Annotated in this window: 21 protein-coding genes; 13 read left to right on the forward strand and 8 right to left on the reverse strand. The window is 72.0% G+C overall.

Features of this window, described 5'->3' with window-relative positions:
- Positions 1 to 71: 71 nt before the first annotated feature.
- Both IEZ08_RS14295 and IEZ08_RS14300 read left to right on the forward strand, forming a co-directional pair.
- Positions 72 to 1367, forward strand: a complete 1296-nt coding sequence (locus IEZ08_RS14295; RefSeq protein ID WP_068927988.1) for a sensor histidine kinase — start codon at positions 72 to 74, stop codon at positions 1365 to 1367.
- Positions 1364 to 2041 carry a response regulator transcription factor gene (locus tag IEZ08_RS14300; RefSeq protein ID WP_189242291.1) on the forward strand — a complete coding sequence of 226 codons (678 nt, stop codon included), beginning with the start codon at positions 1364 to 1366 and terminating at the stop codon, positions 2039 to 2041. The genes IEZ08_RS14295 and IEZ08_RS14300 overlap by 4 nt, the downstream gene beginning before the upstream one ends.
- Positions 2042 to 2149: 108 nt before the next feature.
- Here the strand turns inward: IEZ08_RS14300 and IEZ08_RS14305 are convergent, their stop codons facing one another.
- Positions 2150 to 2794, reverse strand: coding sequence for an SRPBCC domain-containing protein (locus IEZ08_RS14305; protein ID WP_189242292.1), 645 nt, complete (start codon positions 2792 to 2794; stop codon positions 2150 to 2152).
- A 258-nt stretch (positions 2795 to 3052) separates the two neighbouring features.
- On the opposite strand from IEZ08_RS14305, the gene IEZ08_RS14310 reads away from it, so the two are divergent.
- Positions 3053 to 3313: a TfoX/Sxy family protein gene (locus tag IEZ08_RS14310; RefSeq protein WP_068927986.1), complete on the forward strand. Its 261-nt coding sequence runs from the start codon at positions 3053 to 3055 to the stop codon at positions 3311 to 3313.
- A 60-nt stretch (positions 3314 to 3373) separates the two neighbouring features.
- On the opposite strand, the gene IEZ08_RS14315 is transcribed toward IEZ08_RS14310, so the two are convergent.
- The 4 genes from IEZ08_RS14315 to IEZ08_RS14330 all read right to left on the reverse strand — a co-directional run bounded on the left by IEZ08_RS14315 (position 3374) and on the right by IEZ08_RS14330 (position 7656).
- On the reverse strand, positions 3374 to 4987 hold the full coding sequence (locus tag IEZ08_RS14315) for a sensor histidine kinase (protein WP_189242293.1): 1614 nt from the start codon (positions 4985 to 4987) through the stop codon (positions 3374 to 3376).
- An 83-nt stretch (positions 4988 to 5070) separates the two neighbouring features.
- Entirely contained in the window at positions 5071 to 5781 is a 711-nt protein-coding gene (locus IEZ08_RS14320; RefSeq protein WP_068927985.1) for a response regulator transcription factor, read from the reverse strand.
- Positions 5782 to 5881: 100 nt separating this feature from the next.
- Positions 5882 to 6742 carry a hypothetical protein gene (locus tag IEZ08_RS14325; protein WP_084780795.1) on the reverse strand — a complete coding sequence of 287 codons (861 nt, stop codon included), beginning with the start codon at positions 6740 to 6742 and terminating at the stop codon, positions 5882 to 5884.
- Positions 6739 to 7656 carry an ABC transporter ATP-binding protein gene (locus IEZ08_RS14330; RefSeq protein WP_068927984.1) on the reverse strand — a complete coding sequence of 306 codons (918 nt, stop codon included), beginning with the start codon at positions 7654 to 7656 and terminating at the stop codon, positions 6739 to 6741. The genes IEZ08_RS14325 and IEZ08_RS14330 overlap by 4 nt, the downstream gene beginning before the upstream one ends.
- A 238-nt stretch (positions 7657 to 7894) precedes the next feature.
- On the opposite strand from IEZ08_RS14330, the gene IEZ08_RS14335 reads away from it, so the two are divergent.
- From IEZ08_RS14335 to IEZ08_RS14345, 3 genes are all read left to right on the forward strand, one after another.
- Positions 7895 to 8383 (forward strand): MarR family winged helix-turn-helix transcriptional regulator, encoded by a 489-nt coding sequence (locus IEZ08_RS14335; protein ID WP_068927983.1) that lies wholly within the window; start codon positions 7895 to 7897, stop codon positions 8381 to 8383.
- A gap of 100 nt (positions 8384 to 8483) precedes the next feature.
- Positions 8484 to 9971 (forward strand): MFS transporter, encoded by a 1488-nt coding sequence (locus IEZ08_RS14340; RefSeq protein ID WP_068927982.1) that lies wholly within the window; start codon positions 8484 to 8486, stop codon positions 9969 to 9971.
- A gap of 57 nt (positions 9972 to 10028) precedes the next feature.
- Positions 10029 to 10271: a hypothetical protein gene (locus tag IEZ08_RS14345; protein ID WP_068927981.1), complete on the forward strand. Its 243-nt coding sequence runs from the start codon at positions 10029 to 10031 to the stop codon at positions 10269 to 10271.
- A gap of 103 nt (positions 10272 to 10374) precedes the next feature.
- On the opposite strand, the gene IEZ08_RS14350 is transcribed toward IEZ08_RS14345, so the two are convergent.
- Both IEZ08_RS14350 and IEZ08_RS14355 read right to left on the reverse strand, forming a co-directional pair.
- Positions 10375 to 12033 (reverse strand): methyl-accepting chemotaxis protein, encoded by a 1659-nt coding sequence (locus IEZ08_RS14350; protein WP_203863176.1) that lies wholly within the window; start codon positions 12031 to 12033, stop codon positions 10375 to 10377.
- Positions 12034 to 12129: 96 nt separating this feature from the next.
- Positions 12130 to 13569 carry a GGDEF domain-containing protein gene (locus tag IEZ08_RS14355; protein WP_084780794.1) on the reverse strand — a complete coding sequence of 480 codons (1440 nt, stop codon included), beginning with the start codon at positions 13567 to 13569 and terminating at the stop codon, positions 12130 to 12132.
- 104 nt (positions 13570 to 13673) lie between these two features.
- On the opposite strand from IEZ08_RS14355, the gene IEZ08_RS14360 reads away from it, so the two are divergent.
- From IEZ08_RS14360 to IEZ08_RS14380, 5 genes are all read left to right on the forward strand, one after another.
- Positions 13674 to 14318 (forward strand): DUF2238 domain-containing protein, encoded by a 645-nt coding sequence (locus IEZ08_RS14360; RefSeq protein ID WP_189242294.1) that lies wholly within the window; start codon positions 13674 to 13676, stop codon positions 14316 to 14318.
- Between the two features lie 237 nt (positions 14319 to 14555).
- On the forward strand, positions 14556 to 15467 hold the full coding sequence (locus tag IEZ08_RS14365) for an ABC transporter ATP-binding protein (RefSeq protein ID WP_068927979.1): 912 nt from the start codon (positions 14556 to 14558) through the stop codon (positions 15465 to 15467).
- Between the two features lie 13 nt (positions 15468 to 15480).
- Positions 15481 to 16176, forward strand: coding sequence for an ABC transporter permease (locus IEZ08_RS14370; RefSeq protein ID WP_068927978.1), 696 nt, complete (start codon positions 15481 to 15483; stop codon positions 16174 to 16176).
- Positions 16177 to 16179: 3 nt separating this feature from the next.
- Entirely contained in the window at positions 16180 to 17355 is a 1176-nt protein-coding gene (locus IEZ08_RS14375) for a sensor histidine kinase (protein WP_189242295.1), read from the forward strand.
- A complete protein-coding gene (locus tag IEZ08_RS14380; RefSeq protein ID WP_275424727.1) occupies positions 17348 to 18007 on the forward strand; it encodes a response regulator in 660 nt (219 codons plus the stop codon). Before IEZ08_RS14375 ends, IEZ08_RS14380 begins: the two co-directional genes overlap by 8 nt.
- 18 nt (positions 18008 to 18025) lie before the next feature.
- Here IEZ08_RS14380 and IEZ08_RS14385 read toward each other — a convergent pair whose 3' ends face one another.
- Positions 18026 to 18616, reverse strand: a complete 591-nt coding sequence (locus IEZ08_RS14385; protein ID WP_068927976.1) for a TetR/AcrR family transcriptional regulator — start codon at positions 18614 to 18616, stop codon at positions 18026 to 18028.
- Positions 18617 to 18708: 92 nt separating this feature from the next.
- Between IEZ08_RS14385 and IEZ08_RS14390 the strand changes: the two genes are divergently transcribed.
- On the forward strand, positions 18709 to 19530 hold the full coding sequence (locus IEZ08_RS14390; RefSeq protein WP_068927975.1) for an acyl-CoA thioesterase: 822 nt from the start codon (positions 18709 to 18711) through the stop codon (positions 19528 to 19530).
- Between the two features lie 281 nt (positions 19531 to 19811).
- On the forward strand, positions 19812 to 20978 hold the full coding sequence (gene tuf / locus IEZ08_RS14395) for an elongation factor Tu (RefSeq protein ID WP_068927974.1): 1167 nt from the start codon (positions 19812 to 19814) through the stop codon (positions 20976 to 20978).
- Positions 20979 to 21112: the final 134 nt, after the last annotated feature.

Raw genomic sequence — 21112 nt, forward strand, 5'->3', positions numbered from 1 at the left:
CGGAATCCACCGGTTACATGAGGAATAGACTCGGCGCGAAGAAGAAGATCTTGAACAGGGAGGAGGCAATCATGGGCAGGCCGGAGCCGAGCGCCGGGGTCGCACGGGAAGAGCTACCGTTTCTCCTGGTCACGGCGGTGCCGTACACGTTGCTGACCGCCCTGGTCGCCTTCAAGGTGATCGCCCGGTATCCGACGAGCGACTCCCTGCCCATCGATCTCGGCCTGTGCGCCCTGGCCGCGGCGTGGATGCTCGGCATGTTCACCCTGCGCCCCGCCTGGTGGGGACGGCCGCGGATCATGGGGGTGTTCTTCACCGGGCTCCTGGTGATCACAGCGCTCCTGGTGGTACGGGACCCCGCCTTCGGGTTGTTCACCCCCGCCCCCTACATCTACGCCTTCACCCTCCTGCGCTGGCCGTGGCGGCTGGCGGGCGTGGCCGCGGTGGCGGTGGTGGCGGGAGGCGCCCAGGCCTCCAACCTGGACACCGCCACCGCGTCCGGAACGCTGATGGCCCTGGGCATCATCGCCGCCAACGTCGTCCTCATGGGCGGCACCGCCTGGGTCCTGCGGGCCGCCGAGGTCCAGCAGGAGCAGCGCGAGCAGGCCCTGGCCGAACTGAGCCGGACGAACCGGCTGCTGGAGGCGACCCTCGCCGAGAACGCCGGCCTGCACGCCCAGCTGCTGGCCCAGGCCCGGGAGGCGGGGGTGCTCGACGAGCGCCAGCGGATGGCCCGCGAGATCCACGACACGCTGGCGCAGGGGCTCACCGGGATCATCGCGCAGCTCCAGGCCGCCGAGCAGATGCACGAGGTCCCGCAGCCGTGGGTCCGGCCCTTCGAGGCCGTCAAGCAGCTGGCCCGGGAGAGCCTGGCCGAGGCCCGGCGCTCGGTCGACGCGCTGCGGCCCGAATCGCTGGAGACCGCGCGCCTGAGCGACGCGCTCGCCGATGTCGCCGACCGGTGGTCGAAGCTGCACGGGCTCGCCGTCCAGGTCACCACGACCGGCACGGTACGGCAGATGACGCCGGAGGCGGAGTTCGCGCTGCTGCGCACGGCGCAGGAGGCGCTGGCCAACGTGGCCAAGCACGCGGGCGCGACCAGGGTCGGGGTGACGCTGTCCTACCTGGAGAACGAGGTGGCCCTGGACGTGCGTGACGACGGCAGGGGCTTCGACTCCGCGGGTCTCGGAGCCGGGACGTCCGGGAACGACGGGCCGCCGTCCCGCGACGGCGGCGGGTTCGGCCTGACCATCATGCGGCAGCGCGTCGAAGAGCTGTCCGGAAGCCTGCGCATCGAGTCCGAGCCCGGCGGCGGCACCGGGATCTCGGCCCGTGTCCCCTTCCTGCCGACCGGGAGCCACGCATGACCGAGCACACGACCGAGCCCACGACCGGGCCCCCGATCCGGTTGCTGATCGCCGACGACCACCCCATCGTCCGGGACGGGCTGAGCAGCATGTTCGCCGCCGCGCCCGGCTTCGAGGTGCTGGGCCAGGCCACGGACGGTGCCGCCGCCGTACGGCTGGCCGAGGAGCTCCGGCCCGACGTGATCCTGATGGATCTGCGCATGCCCGGCATGGACGGGCTGACCGCCATCACCGAGCTGGCCCGGCGCGGCGTCACCGCGCGCGTCCTGGTGCTGACGACCTACGACACCGACACCCACGTCCTGCCGGCGATCGAGGCCGGCGCGACCGGCTACCTGCTCAAGGACTCCCCCCGGGAGGAGTTGCTGCGCGGGGCGCGCGCCGCGGCCCGGGGCGAGAGCGTGTTGTCGCCCGCGGTGGCGGCGCGGCTGATGAACCGGGTCAAGACCCCGGCGCCGCAGCTGCTCAGCCAGCGGGAACTGGAGGTCCTCCAGCTCATGGCGGCCGGCAACACCAACCGTGAGACGGCCGCCCGGCTGTTCATCACCGAGGCCACCGTCAAGAGCCACCTGCTGAACATCTACGCCAAGCTCGGCGTCAACGACCGCGCCGCCGCCGTCGCCGAGGCGTTCAACCGGGGACTGCTCGTCCCGCGGGCACCCGGACATCCCTGATCCTCCCGGTGCCCCTCCACCCGGCCGACCCGCGCGATGGGAGGCCGGGTTCCCCCGCGGTCCGCTGCCCGGTCAGGCGCGGCCGTCCGGTCAGGCGCGGCCGTCCGGTCAGGCCTGGTCGTCCGGGCCGGACGGGGCGGTGTCCGGGGAGAACTGCGCGAGCGAGGCCTCGACCGCCGCGGCGATGTCGTCGGGGCCGGCGGTGCCCGAGTCCTCGATCGCCGCGGTCCAGGCCTTGACCGACTGCCGGGAGAACTCCTGCGCCTCGGGCGAGTTCGCCGCCGCGACGGGATCGTCGGCGACCTCTCCCGCGACGAACAGGCCCAGCGCCAGGAAGGCGCCGTCCCACCCGGGCCCGACGTAGAGCGCGCCCGCGCCGCTGCCGGCCATCTCCAGGGGAACGGTGTGCTCGAGTTCGAGGGTGGTGGAGCCCTCCCCTCCGGGGGACAGGCGCAGCTCGACCACGCTGGTCTCGGCTCCGAAGGTCACCCTGAGCAGGTGATGCGGTTCGCAGTGCAGGATCCGGCCTCCCGCGTTGCCCTCCAGCTGGAAGGTGCCGCCGGGGCGCAGGTCGCCGCCGAGCGGGTAGAACCAGCGCTTGACGTGGCCGGGGTCGGTCAGGGCCTCCCACACCTCCCGGACCGGCGCGTCGTAGTCGCGCCGCAGCAGGACGGCGACGTTCTCGGTGCCGTCGATCGACCGGATGCCGACCTCGCGGTGGACGGTCTTGATCTGGGCAGCGATATCGATCATGGTCTTCTGCTCCCTGGTGTCGGGGTTGTCGTGGGTTCCGGGGGCGTCGCCGGCGGAGTCCACGGCGGCGGACGAAGATCCCTCGTCTCGACTATGCCAGCTGTGACTTATATAAGTCAATACTTTTATAAGTGGCGATCGGGAGCTGCTCCCCCGTTCTGTCGGAGCCCCTCCCTAGGCTGCCTGTCAGGGGCCGGCAGAGCAGCAGACCGGCGCGGACCGGCGCGGACCGGCGGGGCCGGGCACGAGGACGGTGGGATGAGGATCAGGGACCTGCGCAACCTGGGACCCACGAGCGAAGAGTTGCTGGGGCGAGTGGGGGTCCACGACGTCGATCGGCTGGCCGAGCTGGGCGCGGTGGAGGTCTACCGGCGGCTTCAGGACGCCGCCGTCCCGGGGTTGTCGCTGAACGCCCTGTGGGCGATGGAGGGCGCACTGGCCGACGTCGACTGGCGTCTCATCCCCGCCGAGCGCAAGGAGGAGCTCCTTGCCGAGCTCACCCGGGGCGCGTCCGGATGAGAGGGCGCGACCGCACGGAACGACCCCGCCGGGGCCGGATCTCCCGCGACCCCGGACGCCTCATGGCGCGGAGTCGGAGACCGCGGGGTCGGAAATCGCGGGGTCGGGGACCGCGGGGTCGGGGACCGCGGGGAGGGCCACGCGGAAGGCGGCCCCCCGCCCGGGAGCGGTGCGCAGGTCCACGCGGCCGCCGTGGGCGGTGACGATGGAGCTGACGATGGCCAGGCCGAGGCCCGCGCCGCCGCCCGCGGCACGGCTGCGCGAGTCCTCCACGCGGTAGAAACGATCGAACACGCGTGCCGCCTGCTCGGCGGTCATTCCGGGGCCGGTGTCCTCGATCACCAGTACGGCCTCGTCCCCGGCCATGCCGACCCCGATCCGGACCGGGGTGCCCGGCGGGGTGTGGGCGACGGCGTTGCCGACGAGGTTGGCCGTCACCTGCCGGAGCCTGGCCTCGTCACCGTGGACCGGGGCCTTTCCGGGGAGGCCGCCGTCCGGGCCGGTCAAGGCGATGCGGCGGGCGGGGTCCAGCGCCTGCAGGTCGTGGTGGGCGTCGACGGCGAGCGTGCGCAGGTCCATCGGGGCGAGCTCCATCGGCGGAGCGCTCTCGCCCTCGTCCAGGCGGGCCAGCAGGAGCAGGTCCTCGATCAGCCGGGCCAGGCGCCCGGCCTCGCTCTCGATGCGGCGCATGGCCCGGTCGACGTCGGGCAGGCCGCCCATCCGGTGCAGCTCGGAGAAGCCCTTGATCCCGAAGAGCGGTGTGCGCAGCTCGTGGCTGGCGTCCGCGACGAAGCGCCGCATCCGGGCCTCCGACGCCTCCCGGCTGGTGAAGGCGCTCTCCAGCTGACCGAGCATGCCGTTGAGCGCGGCCGACAGGCGGCTCACCTCGGTGCCCGGCGCCGCGAGGTCGGGGACCCGCCGCGACAGGTCGCCTCCGGCGATGGCGGCCGCGGTCTCCTCGATCCCGCGCAGCGGTCGCAGCCCTCGCCCGATCGCGAACCAGCCGATCACGGCCAGCAGCGCGATCAGCACGATCAACGTGACGAGGCAGACCAGGGCCAGCCGGGTGAGGGTGGACCGTACGCCCTCCATCGACGCGGCCACGACGACGCTGCCGCTCTCCGTGCTCCTGTCCTCCGCACCGCCGTCCTCCGCACTGCCGTCCTCCGCGCTGCCGTCCTCCGCACCGCCGTCCTCCGGGGGGAGCGCGCGGTTCGGCGGTGACTGCTGCGCGGCCCGGGGCACCGCGACCACCCGCCAGTTCGGGGCACCGGAGCTCGGCCCCGGCACGTCGAAGGGCCGGCCGCCCAGCTGGGCGACGACCCCGGCGTCGAGTGCCGGGAGCCGTGGCCCCTGCCCCTGACCCCGTGCCACCAGGCTTGTCTGATACTGAGAGGTCCCGTCGGGTGCGAGGTAGACGATGTGCACCTGGTCGAGGATGTCCATGCCCGGGAGCATGCGCAGGGCGGCCCGCCCGCTCTCCTGGGAGGTGGGCGGCACCGCTTCGGGAGCGACGCGCGCCAGCAGCGCCGCCAGCGGTTTCAGCTGCCTGTCCACCCGGCTGACCAGGTGGGAGCGGAGGGCGGCGATCGCGACCGTGCTGCTGACCACCAGCCCGGCCACCAGCAGGGCCGTGGTGATCAGCAGGAGACGCCCCCTGAGCGAGAGACCCATGGACGAAAGGCCTCTGGCCGGAAGACCCCGGAGGCGCCGCGCCGGCCCGCCGGAGTCCGCCGGCGCGGCCGCTCCCTTCTCCGTCATGCCCTGGGCCTGCGCAGCACGTATCCGACGCCGTGCAGGGTGTGGATGAGCTTGGGCTCGACAGTGTCGATCTTGCGTCGCAGGTAGCTCACGTAGGTGTCGACGATGCTGGAGTCGCCCGCGAAGTCGTACTGCCAGACGTGTTCGAGGATCTGGGCCTTGGAGACCGCCTTGCCCGCGTTCAGGATCAGGTAGTGCAGCAGCCGGAACTCGGTGGGCGACAGCCGTACCGGACGGCCGGCCCGGGACACCTGGTGGCCGTCCGGGTCGAGCTCCAGATCACCGGCCCGGAGCGTGCGGTCGTCGGGCGCGAGCCCCGTACGGCGGAGCACCGCCTGGATCCGGGCCAGCAGCTCCTCCAGGTCGAACGGCTTGGTCACGTAGTCGTCGCCGCCCAGCCGCAGTCCGTTGACCTTGTCCGCCGCGGCGTCCCGGGCGGTGAGGAACAACACGGGGATCTGGCCCGGCCGGCCGGCGCTCAGCGGCCGGGGAAGCTCCCTGAGGCGGCGGATGACCTCGAAGCCGTCCAGGTCCGGCAACATCACGTCCAGCAGGACCAGGTCGGGTGGGTCGTGCCGGGCGGCCTCCAGCGCCGCGGAACCCGTGGCGGCGGAGCTGACCGTGTAACCGGCGAAGCGCAGGGTGGCCGAGAGCAGCTCACGCACCACGGGCTCGTCGTCGACCACCAGCAGCCGGTGTCCGTCCATTCGTCTCCTCCCGGGACCGGTTTCCTCCGGCCGTGTTCCCTTCGGGACGGGCGTTCCCTCCGAGGATAAAGATCGGCACACCGCCTCGGGCGTCCCGGGATCAGACGTCCCGTGAGCGGAAGACGGCGAACGCGCCCGCCAGCAGGGCCAGCACGGCCGCGCCGAGCAGGGCGGATCCCAGATGGGACGGGAGGCTGCCGGAGGACAGGGCGGGGGCGAACATGCTCATGCCCGCGCTGCTCGGCCAGTACGTCACGACCCATTCGGCCAGCCGGTCGGGGAAGAGGGGCGCCGAGGCGGGCAGCAGCAACAGGAACGAGCCGAGGGTGACCGCCCCCGCCGTCCTGCGCAGCAGGAAACCCATGGCGACGCCGTACAGGCCGATCAGGGTCAGGTACAGCCCGCCACCCATGATCGATCCAGGCACGCCCGGGGCCGTCAGCGGGAGGCTCGGAGCGCCCTGGGCGGCGAGCAGCGTCTGGCTGATCAGGAAGGATCCGAGAGCCATGAGCGGGCCGCAGACAAGCATGATCAGCGTGATGACGGCCGCCTTGCCCGCCACGAGCCGCCCCCGGCGGGGAACGGCGGTCACGCTGGCCGGCATCGTTCCGGCGGCGTACTCGGAGGTGACGGTCAGCACGCCCACGGCGCTGACGAGCAGCTGCACGAGGGCGAGGGCGCGGAAAGCGGTCTCGCGGGGGTCGAAGGACGCCTGCTCCGCGGGGGAGGAGCCCAGGTAGGCCCTGCCGTTCGCGGTGCCGAAGAGATAGGCGTAGCAGAATGTGACCACGAAGGCGCCGGCCAGCACGTACCCGGTGACGCGGATGGTGCGGAACTTGGTCCACTCCGAGAGCAGGGCGGTGGCGAAGGACGCAGTCACCCCGGTCGGCCCGGTCACCCCGGTCGTTCTGGTCGCCCGAGTCGGCCCGGTCGGCCCGGTCGATCCGGTCAACGCGGTCATCGCCCGCTCCCTTCGACCGCGCCGAACTCCACGCTGTCGCGGGTGAGTTCCATGTACGCCTCCTCAAGGGAGATCCGGTGCGGCGTCAGCTCGTGCAGCACCACCCCGTGGGCCAGCGCGACCTTTCCGATCACCGCGCTCTCCAGCCCTTCCGCCACCAGCGTGTCGTCCGCGCCCGGCCGTACGGCCGCGCCGGCGTCGCGCAACCGGCAGGCGAGCTCCTCCGCGTCCGGAGTGCGCACCAGCACGCTCTCCCGCGAGCTCGACCGGATGAACTCGGCGAGCTCGACGTCGGCGAGCAGCCGGCCGCGGCCGATGACGACCAGATGGTCGGCGGTCAGCGCCATCTCGCTCATCAGGTGGCTGGAGACCAGGACCGTACGGCCCTCGGCGGCGAGGTCCCGCATGAGGGTGCGGATCCACACGACCCCCTCCGGGTCGAGCCCGTTGACCGGCTCGTCGAACAGCAGCACCTCCGGGTCTCCGAGCAGGGCCGCGGCGATGCCGAGCCGTTGGCTCATGCCCAGGGACAACCTGCCCGCGGGCCGGTCGGCGATCTGGGCGAGCCCGACGAGCCCGAGCACCTCCTCGATCCGGTTCCGCGCGATGCCGTTGCTCTGCGCCAGGGATTTCAGATGGTTGAGGACGCTCCTGCCCGGGTGCACCGCGCGGGCGTCCAGGAGCGCGCCGACCTCGCGCATCGGTGCGGGGAGGTCGGCGTAGCGGCGCCCCCGGATCGTGGCCGTGCCGTTGGTCGGCGCGTCGAGACCCAGGATCATCCGCATCGTGGTGGTCTTGCCCGCACCGTTCGGGCCGAGGAATCCGGTGACCATACCCGGTCTGACGTCGAAGCTCAGGCCGTCCACCGCCGTGGTCCGGCCGTAGTGCTTGGTCAGCTGCCGTAATTCGATCATGTGACGAATCCTGCGGCAGCAGGTTGCGTGATTCCGGAGAGGTTCTGTGAGCCTTCTGTGAGCCGCCCGGCCCGCAGAGGTGACACCGTACGGTGGCACGGCGGGAGACGCGGGGGCGTCGGGGAGTCCGGGAGTCGTGGCGGGCGCCGCACCGTGCCGGTCTCACAGGGGATTCTCACCGGTGAATCGATCCGCTGACGGATAATCCGCTGCGAGATTACGTGGGTAGGCTGGCGGTATGACCGCGATGGCTCCCACCCGCACGGAAACCGACCTGTCCTTCCTGCTCGACCACACCAGCCACGTGCTGCGCTCCCAGATGACGGCGGCGCTGGCCGAGATCGGGCTGACGCCGCGCATGCACTGCGTCCTGGTGCACGCGCTGGAGGAGGAGCGCACCCAGATCCAGCTGGCCGAGCTCGGCGACATGGACAAGACCACGATGGTGGTCACCGTCGACGCGCTGGAGAAGGCGGGGTACGCCGAGCGGCGCCCGTCCAGCACGGACCGCCGGGCGCGGATCATCGCGGTCACCGACACGGGTGCGGAGATCGCCAGGCGCAGCCAGGAGATCGTGGACGGCGTGCACCGGGCCGCCCTGGGCGCCCTCCCCGACGACGAGCGCGAGGTCCTGGTCCGGGCGCTGAACCGCCTGGTGACCGGGCACCTCGCCGCTCCGGCGGAGACGCCGAGGCAGGTACGGCGGGCACGGGAGCGGAGCAAGTAGGACGACCAAGATAAGTCGGATGTAGATAAGTCCGATAGAGATAGATTATTACAAAACTATTTGCTACGGTCTCTCCTGTCGACCTTGAACGGGAGGGACCATGTCGAACGTGCACAACCCGCGGAGCCCGCGGAGTCCGCAGAGTCCGCGGAACTCGCGCTGGACCGCCCTCGGAGTGCTGTCCGCCGCCGGACTGATGACCATCCTGGACGGCAGCATCGTGACCGTCGCGATGCCCGCCATCCAGCAGGAACTGGGCTTCTCGCCCGCCGGGCTGAGCTGGATCGTCAACGCCTACCTGATCGCCTTCGGCGGGCTGTTGCTGCTGGCCGGACGGCTCGGCGACCTGATCGGCCGCAGGACGATGTTCCTGGCCGGGAACGTCGTCTTCACCGCCGCCTCCCTGCTGGCGGGCGCGGCCACCGGCCCGGGCCTGCTGATCGCCGCCCGGTTCCTGCAGGGCGTCGGGAGCGCCATGGCCTCCGCCGTCGTGCTGGGAATCCTGGTGACGCTGTTCACCGAGCCCGGCGAGCGCGGCAGGGCAATCGCGATCTTCAGCTTCACCGGGGCCGCCGGCGCCTCGATCGGCCAGGTCCTCGGCGGGGTGCTCACCGACGCCCTCAGCTGGCAGTGGATCTTCCTCATCAACGTGCCGATCGGGCTGGTCGCCGTCGTGCTGGCGATCCGGGTACTGCCCGCCGACCGGGGGATCGGCCTGGCCGCCGGGGCCGACGTCGCCGGGGCCGTCCTGGTCACCTCCGGCCTGATGCTGGGCATCTACACCGTCGTCGAGGTCGAGCGGTACGGCTGGCTCGCCGCCCGCACCCTCGGCCTCGGCGCGATCTCGCTGGCGCTGCTCGCCGCGTTCACCGTACGGCAGGCCACGGCCCGGACCCCGCTCATGCCGCTGCGGATCCTGCGCTCGCGCAACGTGGTGGGGGCCAACCTCGCCCAGATGCTGGCCCTGTCGGGGATGTTCGCCTTCCAGGTCCTCGTCGCGCTCTACATGCAGCGGGTCCTGGGGTACGGCGCACTGGACACCGGCCTGGCGATGCTCCCGGCCGCGGTGGGCATCGGCTCGATCTCCCTGTTCGCCTCCGCCCGGCTCGGCGCGCGCTTCGGCGCCCGCGCGATCCTGCTGGCCGGTCTGGCACTCCTCATCGGGGCGATGAGCCTGCTCACCCGGATTCCGGTGAACGCCGACTACGTCACCCACCTGCTCCCGGTGATGCTGCTGATCTCCGGCGGCGGGCTCGTGCTCCCGGCGCTGGCCACGCTCGGCATGTCCGGGGCCCGGGAGAGCGACGCGGGCCTGGCCTCCGGCCTGTTCAACACCACCCAGCAGGTCGGCATGGCCATCGGCGTCGCGGTGCTGTCCACGCTGGCGGCCTCCCGCGCCGAGCAGCTGCTGGCCGCGGGCGGGAGCCAGGCGAGCGCGCTGACCGGCGGCTACCGGCTGGCGTTCACCGTCTCCGCCGGGCTGCTCGCCGCCGCGTTCGTCGTGGGACTCGTCGTCCTGCGCCGGTCCGGGCCCGAAACCGCCGCCCGGCCCTCTCAGGACGAGACTCCCGTCCCGGCCGCCCGGTGACCGGTGCGGCGGGCCGGGCCGGTGGTAGGAGCAGGACCGCCCGGGTACGTGGGCGGTATGAAGGACACCGAATTCGACAGAAGCCAGATACCGGACGCCGACCTCCCCGGCGACCCGCGGGAGTACTACAGCGACGAGCAGGAGGGCAGGCCGCCCGGCGGCTCCTTCCCGGACGAGCTGCAGAACCCCGCCGAGCACGCGTCCGGCCTGGGCGCGGCCATGCCGGAACCCGCCTACGCGCGCCCGGGTGAGGAGACCGGCCGGGAGACCGAGGGAAGAACGGACGGCAGCAGCGAGTGACGCGGGTGGTCCGGGCAGCCGGCCCCGGGCATCGGTCCGGTCACGGGAGCGGGCCGCGGCCGGCCGTGACCTTGCGGGCACGGCCGGCCGCGGCCCCGGGGCCTCAGTAGCGGAAGCCGGAGACCAGCTGGTGCAGGCGGGCCGACAGCTCGGCCAGGTTGGCCGCGGCCTGCCGGCTCTCGCCCACCCCCGTGGCCGTCAGACGCGCGGCGTCGGCCAGCACCGAGATGTTGCCGGCGATGTCGCTGCTGCCGGAGGCGGCCTCGGCCACGCTGCGGTTCATCTCGTTGGTGGTGGCCGACTGCTCCTCCACCGCGCTGGCGATGGTCAGCTGGTAGTCGTTGAGCTGGCCGATGATCTGGCTGATCTCGGCGATCGCCGCCACCGCGCTCTCGGTGTCGGCCTGGATGGCCTCCACCCGGCGGGAGATGTCCTCGGTCGCCTTGGCGGTCTCCTGGGCCAGGTCCTTGACCTCGCCCGCGACCACCGCGAAGCCCTTGCCGGCCTCTCCGGCGCGGGCCGCCTCGATGGTGGCGTTGAGCGCCAGCAGGTTGGTCTGCTCGGCGATGCTCGTGATGGTCTTGATGACCGAACCGATCTCCGCCGACGAGGTGCCCAGCTGGGCCACGGTGGTGTTGGTGGACTCGGCCACCGTCACCGCCCGGGAGGCGACTTTGGCGCCCTCGTTGGCGTTGTGCGAGATCTCCCGGATGGAGGCGCCCATCTCCTCGGATCCCGCGGCCACGGTCTGCACGTTCGCCGAGACCTCACCGGCCGCGGTGGCGGCGTTGCCGGCCTGGACGGAGGCCTCCTCGGCCGAGGAGGCGATGCGGTCGCTGACCGCCGTCAGCTCCTCGGAGCTGACGGCCAGGGTGTCGGCACTGGTGGCCAGTTCCTCGATGGCCCGCCGGATGGCGGCGTTGGCCTGGTTGACCGCCATCGCCATCTGGCCGATCTCGTCACGGGAGGTGATCTCGGCGGTTCCCGTCAGGTCACCCTTGGCCGTGGCCTCCAGCGTCCGGGAGAGTGAGTCCACCGAACGCGCCATCTGACGGGAGAAGATCCGGGCCAGAGCGAGGGCGAGCACCAGGCCGGTGCCGAGCAGCACCAGGATCAGGGTGCGGGCGCTGTCGTACCGGTCGGTGGCCGCGGCGGTCATCACCCCGGTGGCCTGCTGCTCGTAGTCCGCCAGCCGCTTGAGCGCGTCCTTGAAGGCGGCGGTGACGGCGCCGAACTCGGCGATCAACTTCTGGGCCTCGGCGGGGGAGCTGAACTCCGCCGACCCGCCCTCGTTGAGGACGACGGCGTCACGCAGGGAGCGGAACTGCTTCCACGCCTCGTCGAAGTCCGCCACGGCCTTCTGCCACGAAGGGTCCGACGGGGCCTTGGTCCGGTACGCCTCGAACTCGCGGGTCACCCCCGCGGTGTACTCCTCCATGTTCTTCTTGGCGCCGGCCTTGATCTGCGGGTCGGGAATGGTGCTGTAGCCGAGCGTGGCGTCGATCATGTCGGCCATGTTGCCGCGCATGTTGCTGAGGTGCACGAGGCGCTGGACGTTGCCCTGATTGATGGTGTTCAGGTCGTCGTTCAGCCCGCTCATCCGGATGAGGGCCACCGTGCCGACCCCCGCACCCATGACAGCCATGATCAGCATGGCGATGACAATCTTGGTTCCGATGCGGCGGTCGGCGAACCAGCCCAGCACCGGGTTGCGACGTACGGTCACCACGGGGCTCGCGGTGCCGACGGCGGAGTCGTTCACGATCAGGTCCTTCCGGAACGAGGTCGATGAGTTGCAGGAACAGCGAAAGGCAGAGGGGTTACGACGTCCCATCGGCAGAGAACGCCGGAACATGAGCTATCCGGACACCGGTGAGGCCCGATGGGACGGCTCGGCCCGCACGGTGCGGGCCCGGCCGGCCTCCTTGGCCGCGTACAGCGCGGTGTCGGCACGGCGGAGCAGCTCAAGCGGGGTCTCGCGGTGGTCCCAGAGAGCCAGGCCCGCCGAGAAGGTCTGCTGCTCCGGGGTGACGGCGCGCAGGGCGGCCAGCAGGTGTTCGGCCTCGTCCAGGTCGCGGCCGGGTATCAGCAGCACGAACTCCTCGCCCCCGTAGCGGGCCAGCATGCCGCCGCCGCCCAGCGCCAGGCTCCAGGCCGTGGCGGCGCCGGCCAGCAGCGCGTCTCCGGCCTGGTGTCCGCGGGTGTCGTTGAACCGCTTGAACCGGTCGAGGTCGATCAGGGCCAGCGCCAGGGGCGCGGCCTCGCGGGCGGCGCGCTCGTACTCCCGGGTGAGCTGGGCGTCGAGGGTGCGGCGGTTGGGCAGGCCGGTCAGCACGTCGGTGCGGGCGATCTCGTCCAGTAGCCGGGCCTGCTCCCCCAGGCGGCGCAGCATGCCCGCCATGCGGGTGACGACCAGGACGAACAGGACCGCGGAGGCGGTCGCGACGGCCAGAGTGCGGGGATGGAGCCCCAGGGCGAAGCACACGACCGAGGTACCGGGGGCGAGCAGCACGACCGCCGTCAGCCCCAGCAGCCGGCGCGTCGTCACGGGCGTGATCGGCTCCGGTCCGGTCCGCAGCAGGTCGGCGGCGGAGGGGTGCAGTGCCGCCGCGCCCCAGAAAAGGTAGCTCAGCAGGTAGGGCATGACATCGATCGGCAGGGCCAGTGCCGCGGGATCGTCGGCCAGAACGAAGATCACATCTCCGGCGAGGAGGCAGACGACGGCCACGACGATCATCCGGAGCGCGGGCGTCCGCGCGCGCGTCATGGTCAGCACTCCGGCGAGCCCGGCCAGCAGCAGCACATCCCCGACGGGGTAGCTCAGCGCGATCGCCTCCGCGAGAACGGAGCCGTAGCCGCCGAGACCCGGACTGATCAGCACCCAGTACGGCAGGGCGAGACCGACGACGACGATGGCGCCGTCCAGCCAGGCATCCCGGTCACCGGGGGAGCGGCGGCGCCGGACGAGCATGAACAGCGCCGCGGCGACGATCGGGTACTGCGCGAGGTAGAGGCCGTCGGCTGCGGAGGGGAAGGGGTCCGTCCCGGCGATGTACTCGTAGTAGACCCATAGGGCGTCACCGGCGGCCATGGTGACCTGGGCCAACATCAGCAGCGTCCAGGGCAGGGCGGCGTCGCCGCGGCGGCGCGCGGCCGAACGCCACATCACGGCCACGGTGACCAGGCCGCTCAGTACGCACATCACGTCACGCGGCATGCCGTACGGCAACAGCGCGAAGACCACCAGGGCGGCCACGCCGCCCAGGAGGTAGACCCGCCACGCCCGGGAACCGTTCACACCGCTCCATCGGCAGGCCGTACGGGAGGCTGAGGAAAGCCGGGACCGCACTGCCGCGCACCGGTGAAGCCCGGTTACGACGCCGAACGTTCTCGAGGTGAGCCATGGTCCTCGCGCCTGCCGCACGGCGGCTGCCCCCGGTACTGGCCGCGCTGGTGCTTCTCGCGCTGGTGGTCTCCGGGCTGCGGCCTCATGACCGGTTCACCTGGTTGCTGGAGGTCTTCTGGGTGATCGGCGGCCTGCCGCTGCTGGTGGTGATCTGGCGGCGCTTCCCGCTCACCTCGCTGACCTGCTGCCTGCTGGCCGCCCACGCACTGGTGCTGATCGTCGGCGGGCACTACACCTACGCCCGGGTCCCGTTCGGCCACTGGCTGCAGGACGTGCTGGAGCTGTCACGCAATCCCTACGACCGCATCGGCCACCTGATGCAGGGCTTCGTTCCCGCGATCCTGATGCGTGAGCTGCTGGTACGGACCTCCCCGCTGCGGGGCAGCGCCTGGCTGGCGCCGTTGACCGTCTGCGTGTGCCTGGCCTTCAGCGCGTTCTTCGAGATGCTGGAGTGGTGGGCGGCGTTGGCGGCGGGGGAGGCCGCCGACGCCTTCCTGGCCGTGCAGGGCGACCAGTGGGACACCCAGTGGGACATGGCCTGCGCGCTCATCGGCGCCACCACCTCCCTGCTGCTGCTCAGCCGTCCGCACGACCGGCAGCTCGCCCGCCTCCGGGCACCCGCTGCTGTCGGCACCGCCTGATCGGGGTCAGGCGGTGGGAAGGGGTCCTGCTCCTCGGCGTGGTCGGTGACGCCGTCGCCGTCGAGGCCGACGCGGATCTCGTCGGAGACGCCGTCGCCGTGACGGCGCTTCGCGGAAGCACGGGACGGCCGCCCGGCGGCATCAACCGTTCGGTGGATTCTCCGGTCAGCACCATTCGCCGCCAAGCATGACCGGCAGGCCGATTCGCCCCGGACGCAGGCGGAAGATGCTTGATCCATGGCAGTCATCGAAGTCACAGACCTCCGCAAGAGCTACGCGGGCCTGACCGTTCTGGACGGGGTGTCGTTCTCCGTGGAGGAGGGCGAGATCTTCGGGATCCTCGGGCCGAACGGCACCGGCAAGACCACCACCGTGGAGTGCGTGGAGGGCCTGCGGCGGCCCGACAGCGGGTCGATCAGGGTCCTCGGGCTGGACCCGGTCAAGGACGCGCGCAAGGTGCGCGAGCGGATCGGGGTGCAGCTCCAGCAGACCCAGCTGCCGGAGAACATCAAGGTGTGGGAGGCGCTCGACCTGTACGCCTCCTTCTACGCCGACCCGCGTGACTGGCGGGAGCTGCTGGAGGAGTGGGGGCTGGCCGACAAACGCGACGCCCGCTTCGGCAAGCTGTCCGGCGGCCAGCAGCAGCGGCTGTTCATCGCACTGGCGCTGGTCGGCAACCCGCGGGTGGCCTTCCTGGACGAGCTGACCACGGGCCTGGACCCGCAGGCCCGCCGTACCACCTGGGAGCTGGTCAAGAAGGTCCGGGCGAGCGGGGTGACGGTGGTGCTGGTCAGCCACTTCATGGACGAGGTGGAGGAGCTGTGCGACCGCGTCGCCGTCTTCGACCGCGGCAAGGTCGTGGCGATCGACACCCCGGCAGGACTGGTCGGCGGCGAGCACCGGATGCGGTTCACGCTGATGACCGAGGACGCGAGCGGCCAGGGGGACACAGCCGGCCTGGAGGACCTGCCCGAGGTGATCGGCGTGTCCCGGGAGGGGAGGCGGGTGGTCGTCACGGGCCGGGGTGACTTCGCCACCGCGGTCACCGCGCACCTGGCTCGCAACCACATCCTGGTCAGCGATCTCCGCATCGACAAGCGCACCCTGGACGACGCGTTCGCCGCCCTGACCGGCCGGTCCTTCGAGTAAAGGAAGTTCGATCATGATGAAGCTCGCCGTCGTCGAGACCAGGCTGCTGACCCGGGAGCCCGGGGCGTTGTTCTCGCTGCTCATCCCGCTGTTCATCCTGGTGGTGTTCGGAAGCTCGATCGAGCCGGGTGACACCGTGCTGCTGCCGATGGCGCTGGCCATCGCCGTGGGGATGGTGGGCCTGTACCTGCTGCCCACCACCCTGGCCACCTACCGCGAGCGGGGGATCCTGCGCAGGTTGTCCGCCACGCCGGTGCGCCCGGGGAACCTGCTGGTGGTGCAGCTGCTCCTGCAGCTCATCCTCGCGGTGACCGCCTGCGGGCTGCTGCTGGCCGTCGCGGGCACCGTCCTCGGCGCCCGGCTGCCCACCGGAGTCGCGTCCGCGGCGCTGGTGTTCCTCCTCGGTACGGCGAGCATGTTCGCCATCGGCCTGCTCATCGCGGCGCTGGCGCCGAACGGCCGGGCCGCCAACGGGATCGGGGTCCTGCTGTACTTCCCGATGGCCTACCTCGCCGGGCTCATGCAGCCCAAGGACCAGATGCCCGCTATGGTGGCCCGCATCGGGGAGTACACCCCCCTGGGTGCTTTCGGGCAGAGCCTGCGCGAGGTCTGGGCGGGCGGTGCCCCCAGCCCCCTGCTGCTGGGGGTGCTGGCCGCCTACGCCCTGGTCGTCAGCCTCACGGCGGCCAAGCTCTTCCGCTGGGAGTGACGGATGACCGGCCGGCTCGACCGATGGGAACGGCTGCTGGAGCGCCAGATGGCGGCTGCGCCGTACGTCCTGCTGGCGGTCTCCGCGGTGCTCTCGCTGCTGACCGGCGCAAACCCCTGGATCACGCTCGGCCTCACCGCTCTCGCGGCCACCTGGATGTGGCTGATGCCGCGGGGCGCGGCCGGTGGCGCGGTCTACGTGGCCGGGCTGGTGGTTCTGATCGGCGCGCTCTGCACGCAGGGAGTGTGGTTCGCGAGCTTCTTCGGCTTCGTTGGATTCCTCCACTCCTGGCAGTACCTGAAGGGGGCGTGGCGGCTGGCCGGGGTGGGCGCCACGGCGGCGATCAGCGTCGCGACCTACAACGGGGGCCTGCCCGAGCCCACCCCCTTCGCGATCTTCACCTACCTGTTCTTCACCGCCGCCATCGTCGCGGGAGTGAGCCTGTTCAGCTTCGTCGGAGAGGTCACCGCCGAACGGAGCGACGAGCGCAGGCGCATGGTGGCGCAGCTCGAAGAGGCCATGCGGGAGAACGCCGGGCTCCAGGCCCAGCTGCTGGTCCAGGCCCGCGAGGCGGGCGTGATGGACGAGCGGCAGCGCATGGCGGCGGAGATCCACGACACCCTCGCCCAGGGGCTGACCGGCATCATCGCCCAGCTCCAGGCGGCCAAGCAGGCCGAGGACTGGCGGCGCAACGTGGACAACGCGATAGGGCTGGCCCGCGAGAGCCTCGCCGAGGCGCGGCGCTCGGTGCACGCGGTCGGGCCCGGCCAGCTGGAGGCGGCCCCGCTGCCCGAGGCGCTGGAGGACGTCGTGGCCCGGTGGGGGGAGCTCAACGGGGTGCGTGCGGATTTCACCGTCACTGGTACGGTCCGTCCCATGCATCTGGAGGTCGAGGAGACGTTGCTCCGCACGGCGCAGGAGGCCCTGGCCAACGCGGCCAAGCACGCCGCCGCGTCCCGGGTCGGGCTGACCCTGTCGTACATGGGGGACGTGGTCACCCTGGACGTCCGCGACGACGGCGCCGGATTCGACCCGGAGCGCGTCCGGGAGGCCGGGGGGTTCGGCCTGACCGCGATGCGCAAGCGGGTCAGCCGGCTGGCGGGCACGCTGGAGATCGAGTCCGAGCCCGGCGGTGGCACCGCGGTCTCGGCGAGCGTCCCGGCGGTGGCCCGTGGCTGAGATCCCCGCGACGCCCGGCACCCCGATCCGGTTGCTGATCGCCGACGACCACCCCGTCGTCCGCGACGGCATCCGCGGCATGTTCACCGGCGACCCGGACTTCGAGGTCCTCGGCGAGGCCTCCGACGGCGCCCGTGCCGTCGAGCTCGCGCGGGCGCTGAACCCGGACGTGATCCTCATGGACCTGCGCATGCCCGGGACGGACGGCGTCGCCGCCATCAAGGAACTCGCCCGGCTGGGCAGCGCGGCCCGCGTCCTGGTCCTGACCACCTACGACACCGACCGGGACGTCCTGCCCGCCATCGAGGCCGGCGCCACCGGCTACCTCCTCAAGGACACCGGCCGCGACGAGCTCCTGCGTGCCGTCCGTACGGCGGCGCGGGGCGAAGCCGTGCTCTCCCCCTCGGTCGCCACCCGCCTCCTCGGCCAGGTCCGCACCCCCGCCGACCCGCTGAGCGCCCGGGAGCTGGAGATCCTCCACCTCATCGCCGACGGCGCCACCAACCGCGAGGTCGCTGCCCGCCTGTTTATCAGCGAGGCCACGGTCAAGAGCCACGTGCTGCACATCTACACCAAACTCGGCGTCAACGACCGCGCGGCCGCCGTCGCCACCGCCTTCCGGCGCGGCCTGCTCACCCTGGACAACGGCTGAGCCGGACGTGTGACACGGCTAGGCCGGGTGGGTGACGTCGATCACTGACCGGCACAGCGCGCCCAGCTCGTCGACCACCGCGTCGAGGGGCGCCGAGGCGCGCTGGGCCTGCGCGAGGACGAGCGCGCCCTCCAGCGCGCCGACCACGAGCACCGCCACGGACCGCGCCCGCTGCCGGTCGGCCCCGTCGGCGACGAGCTTGTCGGAGATCAGGCCGCACCAGGTCGCGAACGTCTCCCCCGCGACGTCGCGGGCGGACCGTTCGGTGCCCAGGGCCGCCGCGACGATCGGGCACCCGACGGCGTAGTCACCGGCTTCGAGGCCGCGGCGCCACAGGTCGGCCAGCGCGCGCAGGGCGCCCGGCGTATCCGACGCGTCGAGTATCCGGGTCACTCCGGTGCTCAGATGGTCGGCGGCGCTGCGCGTGGCCTCCTCGACGAGCTGGGACTTGCCGCCGGGGAAGTGGTGGTAGACCGAGCCGCGCGGCGCACCGCTGTCGGCCAGCACGTCCGCGAACGAGACCGCGGCGACGCCGCGCCGGCGGATCAGTTTGACCGCACTGCGGATCATCGCCTCCCGGGGGCCGTCCCGGTCCTGTCGTCTCGTCATCCCGCCGCTCTCGCTCCCTCCGGTTCTATGTATGTTGTCATACATAGAACCGGTGTGCACCGGAAACCCCCGTCCTGCTCCAAGGAGACAGCGTGATCGAGACCGGCGCTCCGCCGCACCCGTTCGACACGGCCATCGCACTCGCCCCCGCGGCCGACGGCCGCGTCACGAGCCGGACCCGGCCGGAGTACGCGAACATGGTCGGCCCCTTCGGCGGCATCACCGCCGCCACCCTCGTCCGGGCCGTCCAGCAGCATCCCGACCGGCTCGGCGATCCGCTCTCCCTGACCGTCAACTACGCCGCTCCCGTGGCCGACGGCGACTTCGACATCACCACGCGGATCGTGCGCAGCAACCGCACCAACCAGCACTGGCTGCTGGAGCTGTCGCAGGACGGCGTCGTCACGACCACCGCCACCGCGGTCTTCGGCATCCACCGCGACACCTGGTCGGACACCGAGGCCGGCATGCCGCCGGCGCCGCCGCCGGAGGCCGTGCCCGTACAGGAGTTCCCGGACTTCATCGCCTGGGCCCGCAACTACGAGATGCGGTTCGTCGAGGGCGCCGTACCGGACCAGGACACCGGCGAGAACCCCGACTCGACCACGACCCTGTGGGTGCGCGACGCCCCGGCCCGCCCCCTCGACTTCCCGGCGCTGGCGTCGATGTGCGACGTGTTCTACCCGCGGGTGTTCCTGCGGCGCGGCCGGTACATGGCGGCCGGCACCGTCTCCCTCACCGTGTACTTCCACGCCGACGCCGGGGAGATCGCCGCCCAGGGCGAGGATCACATCCTGGGAACCGCGCGCACCCACCGCTTCTCACGCGGCTACTTCGACCAGACCGCCCGGATGTGGGGCCGCGACGGCACCCTGCTGGCGTCCAGCCACCAGCTGGTCTACTTCAAGGACTGACCGTCCCGGACCCGGCCTCCGGGCCGGAGTCCGGGGTCCGGGGTCCGGGGTCCGGGGTCCGGGGAATAATCCGTTGCCCGCCACCGCTGAGCGGGCCATCATGGTCATCATGTTCCGGCACGCTCGCCTCGTGACGCCCGCCGCCGCGGGTGTCTTCGAGCGTGCCTGCGACGGCCTGGAGCGCTGACCTCTTCCCGTACGTCCGACGTGACCCGGCGGGGGGAGGTTGCCGACCCGAGACGGGTCACGACGGATCCAGGCAGTCTGAAGGAAGAGACCTCATGGCCAAGCAGGCCTATGTGCGCAACAAGCCGCACCTCAACATCGGCACGATGGGCCACGTCGACCACGGCAAGACCACGCTGACCGCCGCGATCACCAAGGTGCTCGCCGAGCGGGGCCAGGCCACGTACACGCCGTTCGAGCGGATCGACCGGACCCCGGAGGAGCACCTGCGGGGCATCACGATCAACATCTCGCACGTCGAGTACGAGACCGCCACCCGCCACTACGCGCACGTGGACATGCCGGGCCACGCCGACTACGTGAAGAACATGATCACGGGGGCGGCGCAGCTCGACGGTGCGATCCTCGTCGTGTCCGCCCAGGACGGCATCATGCCGCAGACCAGGGAGCACGTGCTGCTCGCCCGCCGGGTGGGCGTCGAGCACCTGGTCGTCGCGGTCAACAAGGCCGACGGCGCCGACCCGGAGCTGACCGACCTGGTCGAGCTGGAGCTGGCCGACCTGCTGGCCGAGCACGGCTACCCGGACGCGCCGATGGTACGGGTGTCCGGACTGCGGGCGCTGGAGGGCGACCCGGTGTGGACGGCGTCGGTCGAGGCGCTGCTCCAGGCGGTCGACGAGCACATCCCCGTGCCCGTCAGGTACGTGGACGCGCCGTTCCTGATGCCGGTGGAGAACGTGCTCACGGTGACCGGCCGGGGCACGGTCGTCACCGGCGCCATCGAGCGGGGCACCGTACGGGTGGGCGACTCGGTGGAGGTCGTCGGGCTCGGCGACGGGTTCACCGCGGTGGTCACCGGGGTGGAGACGTTCGGCAAGACGATGGAGCGGGGCGAGGCGGGCGACAACGCCGCCGTCCTGCTGCGCGGGGTCAAGCGCGAGCAGGTGCGGCGCGGGATGGTGCTGGCGGCTCCGCTGAGCCAGCGCGCCCGCCGGTCGTTCACCGCCCGGCTGTACCTCCTCACCGCCGAGGAGGGCGGACGGCGGCGGCCGATCGCCTCCGGGTACCGGCCGCAGTTCTACCTGCGCACCACCGACGTGCCGGGTGAGCTGACGCTGCCGTCGGCCGCGCAGCCCGGCCAGACCGTGGAGGTGTCGGTGGAGCTGGGCAGGGCGGTGGCGGTCGAGCCGGGCCTCGGCTTCGCGATCCGCGAGGGCGGGCTCACCGTCGGCGCGGGCACGGTCCTCGCCGTGGCGGACTGACCGCTCACCACCGGACCGCACGGGACGGAGCTTTCCGTCCCGTGCGGTCCGTGCGCCGGCGACGAACGACTGTGTGCGGCGAGGGCCCGGAACCGGCCCCGTGATCAATAATGTCACCCGGCGTCATTACGCTC

Source organism: Planobispora rosea, assembly GCF_014648175.1.
GTDB classification, from domain to species: domain Bacteria; phylum Actinomycetota; class Actinomycetes; order Streptosporangiales; family Streptosporangiaceae; genus Planobispora; species Planobispora rosea.

What these genes read in the sequence shown, in the direction of transcription:
- IEZ08_RS14330 (WP_068927984.1), bottom strand. Translation starts at nt 7,656, where the DNA reads ATGATCGAATTACGGCAGCTGACCAAGCACTACGGCCGGACCACGGCG.
- IEZ08_RS14325 (WP_084780795.1), bottom strand. Translation starts at nt 6,742, where the DNA reads ATGACCGCGTTGACCGGATCGACCGGGCCGACCGGGCCGACTCGGGCG.
- IEZ08_RS14360 (WP_189242294.1), top strand. Translation starts at nt 13,674, where the DNA reads ATGGTCCTCGCGCCTGCCGCACGGCGGCTGCCCCCGGTACTGGCCGCG.
- IEZ08_RS14365 (WP_068927979.1), top strand. Translation starts at nt 14,556, where the DNA reads ATGGCAGTCATCGAAGTCACAGACCTCCGCAAGAGCTACGCGGGCCTG.
- IEZ08_RS14295 (WP_068927988.1), top strand. Translation starts at nt 72, where the DNA reads ATGGGCAGGCCGGAGCCGAGCGCCGGGGTCGCACGGGAAGAGCTACCG.
- IEZ08_RS14385 (WP_068927976.1), bottom strand. Translation starts at nt 18,616, where the DNA reads ATGACGAGACGACAGGACCGGGACGGCCCCCGGGAGGCGATGATCCGC.
- IEZ08_RS14300 (WP_189242291.1), top strand. Translation starts at nt 1,364, where the DNA reads ATGACCGAGCACACGACCGAGCCCACGACCGGGCCCCCGATCCGGTTG.
- IEZ08_RS14345 (WP_068927981.1), top strand. Translation starts at nt 10,029, where the DNA reads ATGAAGGACACCGAATTCGACAGAAGCCAGATACCGGACGCCGACCTC.
- tuf (WP_068927974.1), top strand. Translation starts at nt 19,812, where the DNA reads ATGGCCAAGCAGGCCTATGTGCGCAACAAGCCGCACCTCAACATCGGC.
- IEZ08_RS14370 (WP_068927978.1), top strand. Translation starts at nt 15,481, where the DNA reads ATGATGAAGCTCGCCGTCGTCGAGACCAGGCTGCTGACCCGGGAGCCC.
- IEZ08_RS14305 (WP_189242292.1), bottom strand. Translation starts at nt 2,794, where the DNA reads ATGATCGATATCGCTGCCCAGATCAAGACCGTCCACCGCGAGGTCGGC.
- IEZ08_RS14340 (WP_068927982.1), top strand. Translation starts at nt 8,484, where the DNA reads ATGTCGAACGTGCACAACCCGCGGAGCCCGCGGAGTCCGCAGAGTCCG.
- IEZ08_RS14310 (WP_068927986.1), top strand. Translation starts at nt 3,053, where the DNA reads ATGAGGATCAGGGACCTGCGCAACCTGGGACCCACGAGCGAAGAGTTG.
- IEZ08_RS14315 (WP_189242293.1), bottom strand. Translation starts at nt 4,987, where the DNA reads ATGGGTCTCTCGCTCAGGGGGCGTCTCCTGCTGATCACCACGGCCCTG.
- IEZ08_RS14335 (WP_068927983.1), top strand. Translation starts at nt 7,895, where the DNA reads ATGACCGCGATGGCTCCCACCCGCACGGAAACCGACCTGTCCTTCCTG.
- IEZ08_RS14375 (WP_189242295.1), top strand. Translation starts at nt 16,180, where the DNA reads ATGACCGGCCGGCTCGACCGATGGGAACGGCTGCTGGAGCGCCAGATG.
- IEZ08_RS14320 (WP_068927985.1), bottom strand. Translation starts at nt 5,781, where the DNA reads ATGGACGGACACCGGCTGCTGGTGGTCGACGACGAGCCCGTGGTGCGT.